This window comes from Chryseobacterium sp. DT-167 (assembly GCF_058310155.1).
This window is the reverse complement of record NZ_JBZEEQ010000003.1, coordinates 12,037-25,098: the sequence shown is the minus strand read 5'-3', so window position 1 is coordinate 25,098 and position 13,062 is coordinate 12,037. Positions and strand designations below refer to the sequence as shown.

The window sequence follows — 13,062 nt, the reverse complement described above, 5'->3', positions numbered from 1 at the left end:
TTTATAAATAATAATTATCTTGGAAACGCATTTGCCATTCCTCCGTCTACATTAATGATGTTTCCTGTACTTTTATCCAAAATTCCTACGCAGGCAAAAACTCCGTTGGCGATGTCTTCCGGAAGAATAATTTCGTTTAATAAATTTCTTTTTGCATAAAATGCAGGCAGCTCTTCCACAGAAATTCCGTTGGCTTTTGCACGACCTTCTGCCCATGCTCCTTCCCAGATTTTGCTTCCAACAATTACACCATCCGGATTTACTACATTTACTCTGATTTTATCTGCTGCTAATTCTGCCGCTAATAATCTTGTCATGTGCTGCTGTGCTGCTTTTGCAGTACCATACGCTACATTATTTGGTCCTGCAACCAAACCGTTTTTACTTGCAATGTTCACGATATCTCCACCAAGACCCTGCTTTTTCATGATGTCAACACCTGTTTTTGCCATTAAGAACTGCCCTTTAACCAAAACATTTTCAAGAAGATCCCAGTCTTTCGTTGTGGTGTCTTCCAATGATTTTGAAATAGCCAGACCTGCAGAATGTACAATAATGTCTACTCCTCCGAAAGCTAAAACAGTTTCTTTGAAAGCATTTGCAATTGCTTCTTCGCTCGTCACATCACACGGAACCGCCACAGCCTGATCTTTGCTGTACTTTGCCGTTACTGCTTCTGCAGCCTCCTGATTAAGGTCTGTGAAAACTACAACTGCACCCTCCTGAACCATTTTGTCAGCAATTGCCTGTCCGATTCCACCTCCTGCTCCTGTTACGATCGCAATTTTTCTTGAGAGTGGTTTTTCTTTCGGCATTCTTTGCAATTTTGCTTCTTCAAGTAACCAATATTCTATGTCAAATGCTTCCTGTCTTGGTAATGAAGTGTATTCAGAAATAGCTTCTGCTCCACGCATTACATTGATTGCATTTACATAAAATTCGTTGGCAACACGAGTTGTCTGCTTATCTTTTGAGAAACTGAACATTCCTACTCCAGGATAAATGATGATTACCGGATTAGGGTCACGCATTGCAGGACTGTTTGGGTGTTTGCAGGTTTCGTAATATTCTTTATATTCTTGTCTGTATTGTTCGAAAAGAGGATTTAATTTCTCTAAAATTGCTTTAGAATCGCTCAAGTCTTCATTTTTATCTAAAGTCAACACCAAAGGCTGAATTTTAGTTCTTAAGAAATGATCCGGGCAAGAAGTTCCAAGCGGAGCCAAACGCTCAAGATCATTACTGTTGATATATTCTAAAACGACATCACTGTCAGTAAAATGACCAACCATTCTGTTTTCAGAGGAAGCTAAACCTCTTAATAACGGCATTAACTGAGCTGCTTTGTTTTTACGCTCTTCAGCAGGCAGAGATTCTAGTTTTTGTCCACCAAAAACCTGTCCGTTTTCCTCTATTTTTTTGGCAATATATTCAGAAGCCATTTCGATAACTTCCAAACTGTTCATATAACATTCGTACGAAGTTTCGCCCCAAGTGAATAATCCGTGGCTGCCTAAAACGATCCCTCTGATTCCTGGATTATCAACTAAACATTTTTCAAGCTGAAGTCCTAAGTCAAAACCAGGACGCTGCCATGGAACCCAACCCATCGTATCTCCCCAGATTTCTTTGGTAATTGCTTCGCTGTCTTTTGCCGCAGCTACAGCAATTAAAGCATCCGGATGAAGGTGATCGATATGTTTAAATGGAAGTAAACCGTGCAAAGGCGTATCAATAGAAGGAGCTTTGCTTTCAAGATCGAAAATACAGTGATCGAACAAACCTACCATTCTGTCTTCGTCTGACAAACCTCCATACACATTTTTAAGATTTCTTAATCTTTCTGTATATAAACCTGCAATTCCTTTTCTTGTCAATGTTCCGATGTCACCGCCTGAACCTTTTACCCACATCACCTCAACTTCTTCGTTGGTCAACGGGTCTTTTTCTATGGTTTTGCAACTTGTATTTCCTCCTCCATAATTGGTAATTCTAAGATCTGCCCCTAATATGTTTGAACGGTATAAAAACAAAGCCACCTGATCATCTCCGAAAGATGCTGCTTTAGTTTCGTCCCATAAATAATCTACGTATTTGAATGTTGTTACGTTTTCCATTTGTTTTCTTTTGTTTTCTGAATTTTAACTCAAATTTAGACTGTTTTATTCTTTGCACTATCCCGCACTATACTGCTAAATGCTTTATTTAAAGATAAATTAACGTTTGGTTTTTGTAACCAATTTTAATTTTAAGGCAATCTGATTAAATTATTTTTGATTAATATTTGTGATTGGTATTTTATTAAAATAAACATTAAGAAATTTAAAGATCATTAGGAAAACCCTGAATCTCTGAACTTCTTAATGTTTAAAAAATTTAAATAGATTATTGATTAATATCCGGGAAGCTGAGTCAAATTCGGATTATCAACCATCGGATGCCCCGCAGAAGCTGCTGCAAACGGAAGCAATTCTGTCTTGTTGGGTACAAATCCGTAGAAAAGACCGTCACCGCCGCCTTCGATCCAGTTTGGATATACTCCTCCGTTTTCAAATGATCCGGTTGGTTTTGTGTAAATGATATTTCCGACCTGGAGCGTATTAAAACCTTCAACAAATCCTACCGCTTTTCTTGCATTCCCATTAAATGTACTTGTATAAGCCTGGAACATATTCACAGGATACCATTTATCATCAGTGGTTGAAGTTTGTCCGTTTGCCGCAGCTATAGCTTTCAAGGTTACCTGATACGCTGCATAACCTGCTGAGCTTGTAGGGACTGCCTGTACTTGTGCAATCTGCGCAGGATTTGTAAGGTCAATATAGGTCACTGCTAAAAACGGATCTCCATAAACCTGTGCATTTTTGTGGAATTTGTAAAGACGGTAAATCGGTGTACCTGCAAACTGGCCTGTGCGGTTTGAAAGGTTTTTCATTGCCTGTTTAGTAGCTTCAATTTCTGTAGCTAATTTATTCATCCGAATTAAATCAGTACGAAGCATAAACTCATCTGAAAATTCCCATTTACGCTCCTGAACAATAGCAGATTCGAAAGCCTGCTGACCGCTTGGAATTGTCATGGAACCAATTCCCGCACGGTTTCTCACCTGCTGTAATGCAGCAATACCCGAAGCAGTAGGTCCTCCATTTAAATAATTTTGTGTTTCTGCATACATCAATAATACATCAGCATATCTGATAATAGGAATATTCAAATTACGTGCATCTGCAGCCTGTGGCTCCACACACCAACTTATTCTGAATTTACCCGGCATAATACAAGAATATGTTGTTCCTACATCTACCCATGTATCACTTGCATTACCAGTTCTTAAGAAATAAATACTGTAAGAAGTAGTAGCAACATCTCTACGTTTATCTGCGGCATTAAAAGAAAGGTAATAACTTGGTAGTATAAACTGTAAAGCTTTACGAGAACCATAAGTACCTCCTCTTGATCCCGGATGCGCATACACTCCAAACGCTGAATTGGTATTCGGTCCGTATTCCGCTATATGCCAAAGCATTTCCTGATTTACGGCTGCAAAATTTCTTCTGTCAAAATTGAACCATAATGCTTCGAAACCACTTTTTCCACCCGATGCCTGTACCAAACTATTGGTACCGCCGTTAATCACAGAAGCTGCTGCTGCATCTGCAATTTGATACAACTGTTGTACTCTTGCATTATCCGGACGACGAGACATTGTACCGGCAGCGCCTGTATTAAGATCCCAACGAAGAGAATATCCTGCCGCATACAGAGCGATTCTTGCTAAAAGTGCATTAGTAGACTGTTTGTTTAATCTTTCCGGTGTTCCATTTGAAGCCGGCATATTACCGATGGACTCCTGTATATCAGCAATAACTTTATCGTAGATCACATCACGAGAAGTACGCTTAGGATAAAGTGTACTAGGATCATTAGGATCTGCCTCTTCTAAAGGTATCCAGATTGCAGGTACATCTCCATAAACTCTTATTAAGTTGTAATAACAAAATGCGCGAATGGCTTTTGCTTCTGCTAATAATGCATCACGCTTTGCGCTGGCTGGCATATCCGGTAGCCTATCAATTGCAATATTAGATCTTTCTATGACGGCATACATCGCAGCATAAATTCCTGTAACAGTATTAGGAGTTTTTGAATCATATTGATAATTACAGATATTGTATTTTGAATTATTGGTTGATCCGTCTTCAGCAGAGTGCGTTACTGTATCTCCTGCACCCAGTTGATAAAACATTTCGGTAGGAACAAGACCTCTGTAAAGACCCTGAACGAAGGCGTCTGCAGTTTCTATGTTTGTAAATACCGATTCTGTATCAGATGAATTATATGCAGGTTGATTCAAAAACTCGTCACTACACGAGTTGATGCTGAGTCCGCCAATCAAAATAGACGGAATAATGATTAATCTTTTTATGAAATTGTGTTTATTAACTATATTTTTCATGATTGAAACAATTAAATATTAAAAAGTAAGATTGATACCCAAAACATAACTTCTGGATCTTGGGAATGAAGAGTTATCATATCCAGGAGTCACTGTAACACCACTTGCAGCTGAAACTTCCGGATCAAACCCTGAATAACCTGTAATGGTCGCTACGTTATTAACAGTTGCATAAATACGTGCATTACTCAATCTAACAGTGCTCAGAAATTCTTTAGGAAAAGAATACCCCAGAGTTATCATAGCAATTCTCAAATATGACCCGTCTTCTACATAATATGATGAAGGATAAGTGATGTAACTTGAGTTTGTAGTCCCTAAGCTCCAAAGCCTGTCACTTTCATTAGGATTAAGTTCTTTTAATCTTACTAAACTTGTTGCAGCCTGCCCTGTATTAGGATCAACCACATGATAATAGTTATCTCCGAATTCTGAAGGTACATTTTGGAATAAGGCATACGGACTCATACTATGCTTGGTCGCATTGTAAACATCACCACCTACGCTGAATTTCATAAATACCGCAAGATCAAAACCTTTATAAGAAAAATTATTGCTCAATCCACCAATAAAATCTGGCGTACCGTTTCCTATTTTTACCAGTTTTCTTGTAAACTGATCTCCTGCTTCATTATCCGCAGCAAATTTGATGTCACCCGGTTTTGGAGTTCCCGATGCTGGCTTCACAACTCCCGGTTTTAAAGTCAGTGTGCCGTTTGATGCCTGGATGAAGTCATCAGTAGTATAAATTCCCTGATAAACATATCCGTACATGTCACCTAATTCTTCTCCCACTGTAGCATAATAGGTTACCATACCCGCTCTGTTGCTACCTACACTGAAGTTTCTGAAGGTTCTACCTTCGTCAAGAGACAATACTTTAGATTTATTAAATCCTATGTTAGCATCGGTAGACCATCTGAAATTTTCAGATTTTAAATTTACTGAATTTAATGTAAATTCCATACCGGTGTTTTTCATGGAACCTATGTTTTTATATGTACTTGAGTATCCCGTAGAAGCAGGAAGTACAGTTTGCAGCAACATTCCGGTTACATTGTTATTATACCATTCAGAAGTTAATTTAATTCTATTATTAAACAAAGCCAAATCTACTCCTAAGTTGGTAGATTTCATTTCCTCCCATTGCACCATACGATTACCCAAAACACTGCTTGTTACTAAGGCTAAATTACCTACAGTATTGTTCGAAGGATAATCGGTTCCCACCACATTGGTTCTGAACACATTATTTGGGATACTATTATTACCAACTATACCATATTCAAATCTAAACTTCAGATCATTGATATAATTTTCAATCTTAGAGTTTTTCCAGAAACCTTCTTCTGAAACCCTCCATGCAGCCGCAACCGATGGAAATATTCCCCACCTGTTTTCCGGACCAAATTTTGAAGATCCGTCACGACGAACTGTAGCTGTCAGTAAATAGCGATTATCATAATTATAATTTACACGCGCAAAATATGAAAGTAAGCTGAGTGAAGATCTGTCTGCTTCTTTATCTGCAACTGTAGCATTTGATATATCATCTAAACCGTAATTTAAAATAGAAGGAAATCTTATCAGTCTCATGCTGTTACTTTCAGTTTCCTGATAGATAATTTCATTTCCTATTAATCCGGTCAGTTTATGTTTTTCACCTAAAGTCTTATTATAGGTTAAAGTATTTGTGATTTGATATCTATAAGCTTCAGAATTGCCAATGCTTCCATTAATTCCTGTATTTACAGGGTCAGTAAGAAATGCACGGGAATTTTTATCTGAAAATGAAGTAGATTTAGTGTTCGTCCAGTTATAAGATCCCGCAGTTCTGAAGGTAAAGTCTTTCAATAAATCAAATTCAAGACCTACGTTAGCCAAAAATGTTCTGGTTCTTCTGTTTGAAGTGGATGCCGCAGTTTCTATGTACGGATTCTCTGTATCAAAACTTGAGTCTAAAGAAGAGTAATCTGGGAAAGTTTGAGTATTAAATAACTCATCCTGTGTAAACAATGTTCCTCCTGTGATAGGCTGAAGAAGTATTTTTTTCATTCCTGAATATGCTCCGCCACCGTTTGTAGAATTGGTAGTAAACATCGAACTGAAATCTAAACGAATTCCTTTATACAATTCTGAGTTGATATTGGCACGTAATGAATTTCTGGTTTCACTGAAATTTTGTAATAAACCTTCCTGTCTGTTGTAATTGTAACTGATGAATGCCTGTGTTTTGTCTGTACCTGCAGAAACATTTACATTGTGATTTTGTGTAATACCTGTTCCACCAAGCATTTTTTCCTGCCAGTCTAATGCAGATTCTGATCCGTAGCGGTTGCTGATTCTATTAAAAGCACCGGTATAAAATCCCGGTGAATCTATACCTAAGCCATTATCAAAAACATTGCTCCATGTGGTAGTTTTCCCCTGAAGCTGAGCCATCTCGTACTGATATTTTACATACTGCTCAGCGTTTGAAACCATATCCAGCTTCTTTGAAAGCATATCAAATGACATAAAAGAATTGTATTGGATGGTTGTTCTACCCTTTTTCCCGGTTTTTGTTTTGATAACAATAATACCGTTGGAACCACGTGCACCATAGATAGCGATTGCAGAAGCTCCTTTTAAGACATCAATACTTTCAATGTCGTTAGGATTAATAATATTCAAAGCATTATCCAGCTGGAAACCGTCAACAATATATAATGGTTCTGTTCCCTGAGTAATCGATGCACCACCACGCACGGTAACATTTGCATTTGCTCCAGGCGCACCACCCGCCGTAACAATATTAAGACCTGCTGCTCTACCCTGCAAAGCCTGTAAAGCATTCATTGCCGGAGTAGCCGCAAGGTCTTTTGCAGATACTGATGATACAGATCCCGTAAGGTCAGATTTTTTTACTTTACCATAACCGATAACGACAACCTCTTCAATATCTTTAGTGTCTACTTTTGCAGTATCACTTACTGCTTGTTGCCCGAACACAAAGCCAGACGCAAGCAAAAATAGCGGTGCGATGAGCGGCTTAATATTCTTGTGTTTAATTATTAAAGACATATATTAATTTTTATTTACATTACTTATTTCTGTCACCAAAGTACATTGTTACAAAAGTTTTGGCATCCTGCCATATCCTGCATTGTAAAATTCATAATTTAACTTAAATATTTATAAATATTTGATATAAATTTTAAAAGCATTAGCAATTCAATTATAAAAAATCGAATAATATTTGAAATTCATAAATAAATCACCTATTAGAGTCTGGCGCAAATTGAAAATATTAATTACAAAAACCTATTCAAAATGACAAAAAAAAGACACTGATCTTTATCAGTGCCTTACAAAATTTAAACTATATAAAGTATGAATGAGATTTAATAAAAGCCAAAACTAAAATTCTTATCTTAAAGAATTCCCGTAACCTACGATTAAAATTGAGATAAACATCACTACCATTCCTACGGCAATCGTTGTAATGGTTTTTTTGGAAACACCTTTCCATTCTTTGATGATGATGCCCCAAAGATTGGCAATAAAGATAATAAATGCCATATGTAAAATCCAGGAGCTTGGTCCGTTCCCCATCTTGCTTTCTCCCATGCCGTAAAAGAAAAACTGTAAAAACCACATCGTTCCTGCCAATGCACAGAAAATGATGTTTTTTACAACAGGTACATTTTGCTTGGTATAATCTGTATAGGATTTATTTTTAAAAGCCAAATAAAGACAGCCGATGAGATTGACCGCCATTCCGCCCCAAAGAACTACAACATACGTTACATTATTTTGGAATAGAAATTCTCCCTGTCCAGGGTTTGCTGCTTTCCATGCTTCATTGGCTACCATTGCCATCGGCTTTCCTGCTTCTAAACCAAAATTGAAACAGGCACTCAAAACTCCTGATATGATGGAAACGATCAATCCCAGTCCGAATTTGTATTCTGTTTTCACCTGTGTTCCGTGGGGATCTATTGATTCTGTCTGCAATTCTTTTTCCTTCATCATTCCTGCTTTTCCGCTGATGATGATACCGATAACGCAAACAAAAAGTCCGAGTAAAACAAATTGTCCCCACGAGCTTGACATCATCAGACCTATATTATCTTTCCCCGATTGAGGAGAAAATTCATAAAAAATAGAGGGAACCAATGATCCGAAAATCATACAAAGCCCCAGAATAATACTGCTTCCAAGAGCCACTCCCAAATATCGAACTCCCAAACCATAAGTAAAACCACCAATTCCCCATAAAGCACCAAACAGAAACGTCAGTCCCAATATAGAAGAAGTCTCATTCCTGATTATTTCCCAAAAATCGGGAATGGTAAGAAATGCAGCAAGAGGCGGAACGATGATCCACGAAAAAACACCGCCAATAAGCCAATAAGTTTCCCACGACCAGCCTTTTACTTTTTTATATGGTAAATAAAAACTTCCTGAAGAAAATCCTCCCAAGAAATGAAAAAAAACTCCTAATAATGCATTCATAATTTTATCTTACGCTTGAATTTGAAAATTAACACTATGAAATCGATTGCGCATCTTGTAGTGTCATGCTTAAAAAAACATCGTAAATTAAGAATTTTTCAAACAGTTATTGCAATTGACATAAACTTATTTTTTTACTGAAAGTTGACGATTATCTTAATTATTTGAATGCAAAAATTATTACAAGAATTTAAATATTGAAAAAAAATAAAGGCTTGATACTAAATATCAAGCCTTTAACATTATACTAATGATTACAATTTTATTTCAATTTATATACCTCACTCCCTGCAAGTAATAAACAACCCAAACCATAATCTTCAAAATCCGGCTGTTTACTTACTGAAAGAGGCTGACCATCTTTTGGTTCTTTTCCGGTTCCCTGTACCCAACCCAAAAATCCATTTGGCTGTACAGAATCTTTTACGATTGCATTCCAGGCTTTCACGACAACGGGTAAATATGTTTCTCTGTCAATCAAACCATTATTGATTCCGTAAGCCATTCCGTAAACGAAAAGCGCTGTTCCTGTCATTTCTTTTCCACCAAAATTCGTCGGATCATGCAGACTCACATTCCAGAAACCATCTTCTCTCTGAATGGGAAGTAAAGCTGCCAGTAAATCTTTATAATCCTGCAAATATTCCTGATAATGAGGATCAGATTTTGGTGTATCCTGAAGCGTTTTTGCCAAAGCGGCAACTACCCAGCCGTTTCCTCTGCTCCAGTAGCAATCTTCGCCATTCGGTTCTTTGTAAGGCGGGACAAAGCTCTTGTCTCTCCACCAGATTTTGTCTGACTGATTGTATAATCCGTTTCCTCCGTGCTTGTATTTTGTATAGGCATACATTTCGTAATTCCTGTCAAAATATTTCTGCTCACCGGTGATTCTGCCTAGCTTTGTGAAAATTGGCATTGACATTTGAAGCGCATCGATCCACCACCAGTCATCTAGTTTATTGGTGGCAATCATACTGTCCATAGAAGCTTTCACTGCCTTGATTCTTTCCGGATGTTTTTTTCCGTCAATTTCATAAAGATCCAGATATGTTTGTCCACAAGCCTGATGATCGGCGTTCCGGGTATAAGTTCCGCGCATCATATCCCAATTGTGCTTTTGTGACCAGTCGATAGCGTAATCATAATATTCCTTTTTAGGATCGATTGAATACAATGCCATTAATCCTTCATAATAAACCGCACGTGTCCACAAATTGCTTGGCCATACTTTTTTACCGACAATCTCTTTGCCCGGATCTGGCCATTTGCTCATAAAATATTGGTTTGCCCGTCTTGAAACTTCCAGAACCTCTTTCTTGTTGGGAAGTTCTACTTTGCCTGCAGCACTTTGTTTCTGAACCGAACAGGAAGTCATTCCTCCGACAATCAGTGCAAAAAAGCCTGCTGTTAATAGTTTTCGCATATTGTTTATTTTATATAATTTTTAAGTTCGCAGCCTTTCAATTTCTTAATTCCTTTCATTACCAATTCTGCATTAAGAATTGCTCCCGCCTCGTTGGTATGGGTATGATCTTTCGGGAAAAAAGCTTTTACTTTTTCAGACCCTATTTCCTGATATTTTTTGATAACCATATCATTTAAATCGATGAAATAAGCTCCGGTTTGTTTTGCCACTTCTTCTGACCAAACAGCATACTGATCTTTTTCAATTTTCCCTTCTGCATTAAATTTATTTCTTGGAACTGGTGAAACAATGATCGGAATTGCGCCTTTAGATTTCGCCTCATTCGAATATTTTCTCATATAGTAACCATAAGTATAAACAGTTTCGTTCACTTTACGAATCGGATTGTAAATAGCTTTCGACTCTTCTCCGATACCTTTGATTGTTCCCCTCGCCCGCAATGTATCTGCCAATTCACCGCCGTCATTATGACCAAACTGCATTAAAACATAATCCCCTTTTTTAATCGTTTTCATAATAGAATCCCAGCGACCTTCTGTCAAAAATGTTCTGCTGCTTCTGCCGCCTTTTGCGTGATTCTGAATTTCAATTTTGTCTGTATTCAAATATAAATTCATAAAACTTCCCCATCCCCAAAGTGAATCAGAACCCTTTCCTGAACCATTTTGTACGGTGGAATCACCAATAATATAAAGAACAGGTTTATCTTGCAGTTTTTGAAATGAAACTCCTAAAAATACAACCAATAGAACGAGTGGAACAATAATCTTGATTTTCATAAAAGATTTAATTTTTGGGAGTTATGGTATAAATATTTGGTTTTGGGATTTCTTTCACTGATTCATCCAAATAATAATCGGTATGGGGAGGCTGATTATAACCTACATTTTGCCAGACGATACTCAAACGATATTGTGGATTTCGCATCAAAGTGTACAATCTGTGCTGGGTCGGAATTGTCGTAGAAAAAATTCTTAATTCCTGATTATCGGCAGTTCTATATATTACTTCTTCACGCCAGTCTCCGAATAAGTCCGCAACCAAAGAAGGATTTTTCTTCGTCCCGTTATTTGATTCACACTGGAAATTTTTAGCATCAAATATTAAGTTAGATTTTTCGTTTTTCCAGTCCCATTTTGAAATGATTGTACCATCTAAGATTTCGCTTAAAAAATCGCCGTCCCAATAGATCCCCATATTGGCAGGAGGATTTCTATCACTGATTTTTTTTCCTTTTGTATTGTAAATGCCTTTAAGCCCTGCTCCGGCTGCCCAAGATTCTGAACCTTCATAACGAGGGTCAATATTCAAAGACAACCCTCTTCCAGGACCCTGGAATTTGCCTTGCTTGCTGTAGATTAATGAAGGTAACTTCCATAAAACTTTTCCGGTTCTCCCGTCTCTGAAATGCGCTCCGGCATCATCGAACCTTTCCTGAATATCAAAAATTTCCAAGCCGGGATTTGAAGGATCGAGATCGCCTACGTGCAAAGCATCGCCGTGACCATAACCTGTGCTGTTCAAAACTTTTCCGTTGTCATCTACTGTCATTGCACCGAAAATGATTTCATCTTTTCCGTCATTGTCGACGTCTGCAATACTCAGATTATGATTTCCCTGACCTCTATATTTTTTATTTTCTTCTGAACTTTCGGTATCAAAAAGCCATCGCAAACTGAGTTTTTTATCTTTATAATCCCACGCTGCAATCGCCGTTCTGGTGTAATAACCTCTCGACATAACCACACTCGGCGTTTTGCCGTCCAAATAAGCGACGGCTCCCAAAAATCTATCTATACGGTTCCCCTTTGCGTCGCCCCAGGTTTCAGTCATTTGTTCGTCTGTAGGATTTAAACTACCTGCAAATCTTGGAACCTGATAATTTACTGTATTAATTTCCTCACCTGTTTCTCCGTTAAAAACTGTCAGAAATTCCGGTCCGGAAAGAATCATTCCGTTTTCGTTGACATAATTTTTTGTCGAATCACCAATGAATTTCCCTTTTCCGTCTTTGCTTCCGTCTGCGGTTTTCATTACGATTTCCGCCTTTCCGTCCTGGTCTAAATCATAGACTAAAAACTGTGTGTAATGCGCTCCTTCTCTGATGTTTTTACCTAAATTAATTTCCCACAAAAGCTTTCCATTCACTTTATAAGCCTGAATAATTGGTGGGTCTGTCATTCCTTTTTGGCTGTTGTCTTTCGACCTTCCGGTTTGATGAAGGATGATTTCATATTCGCCGTCTCCGTCTAAATCAGCTACAGAAACGTCATTTGGCGTGTAACCTTGAGGCGTTTTTAACGGAATTGAAAAATACGGTTTTTGATTCGCAACATATTTTGCAGAATCAATGTCAACCGATTTATCCTGCGTATTTGATTTGACGAAATAGGTATAATTTTTTGCCTTGTCAGCTGTTTTATCTAAAAAATTTGTCCCGTTCGAAAGTGGTTTTTCATTTAGCTTTATGGTTGAATTATTTTCAGTTCGGTACAAATCAAAATGAGTGTTCTGAGCTTCAGTTCCCAGCAAACGCCAACTTACAAAAACGCCTGAATCTGAAGGTAGGGCAACGATTCCTCTTTTCAGATACTCCATCTGTCTTTGGGCCGACAGGAATTCTGAAAAAATAATTGCAGCTAAAATAAATTTGAATTTTACATTCATAATTCTGATTTTATAA

At 37.7% G+C, this 13,062-nt stretch carries 7 protein-coding genes; all 7 read right to left on the bottom strand.

Annotation, left to right across the window (positions count from 1 at the left end):
- Positions 1-14 precede the first annotated feature (14 nt).
- Complete coding sequence (locus tag AC4FQ5_RS04885) at positions 15-2,117, bottom strand: bifunctional aldolase/short-chain dehydrogenase (RefSeq protein WP_491141379.1); 2,103 nt, start codon at positions 2,115-2,117, stop codon at positions 15-17.
- Positions 2,118-2,392: 275 nt separating this feature from the next.
- Positions 2,393-4,456 carry a RagB/SusD family nutrient uptake outer membrane protein gene (locus AC4FQ5_RS04880; protein ID WP_491141378.1) on the bottom strand — a complete coding sequence of 688 codons (2,064 nt, stop codon included), beginning with the start codon at positions 4,454-4,456 and terminating at the stop codon, positions 2,393-2,395.
- 18 nt (positions 4,457-4,474) lie between these two features.
- Complete coding sequence (locus AC4FQ5_RS04875; protein ID WP_491141377.1) at positions 4,475-7,519, bottom strand: SusC/RagA family TonB-linked outer membrane protein; 3,045 nt, start codon at positions 7,517-7,519, stop codon at positions 4,475-4,477.
- Between the two features lie 345 nt (positions 7,520-7,864).
- Positions 7,865-8,953, bottom strand: coding sequence for an L-rhamnose/proton symporter RhaT (gene rhaT, locus AC4FQ5_RS04870; RefSeq protein ID WP_491141376.1), 1,089 nt, complete (start codon positions 8,951-8,953; stop codon positions 7,865-7,867).
- Between the two features lie 262 nt (positions 8,954-9,215).
- Positions 9,216-10,376, bottom strand: coding sequence for a glycoside hydrolase family 88/105 protein (locus AC4FQ5_RS04865; protein WP_491141375.1), 1,161 nt, complete (start codon positions 10,374-10,376; stop codon positions 9,216-9,218).
- Between the two features lie 5 nt (positions 10,377-10,381).
- Positions 10,382-11,158 (bottom strand): rhamnogalacturonan acetylesterase, encoded by a 777-nt coding sequence (locus AC4FQ5_RS04860; protein ID WP_491141374.1) that lies wholly within the window; start codon positions 11,156-11,158, stop codon positions 10,382-10,384.
- A gap of 7 nt (positions 11,159-11,165) precedes the next feature.
- Positions 11,166-13,046, bottom strand: coding sequence for a rhamnogalacturonan lyase (locus AC4FQ5_RS04855; RefSeq protein WP_491141373.1), 1,881 nt, complete (start codon positions 13,044-13,046; stop codon positions 11,166-11,168).
- Between the last annotated feature and the right edge of the window lie 16 nt (positions 13,047-13,062).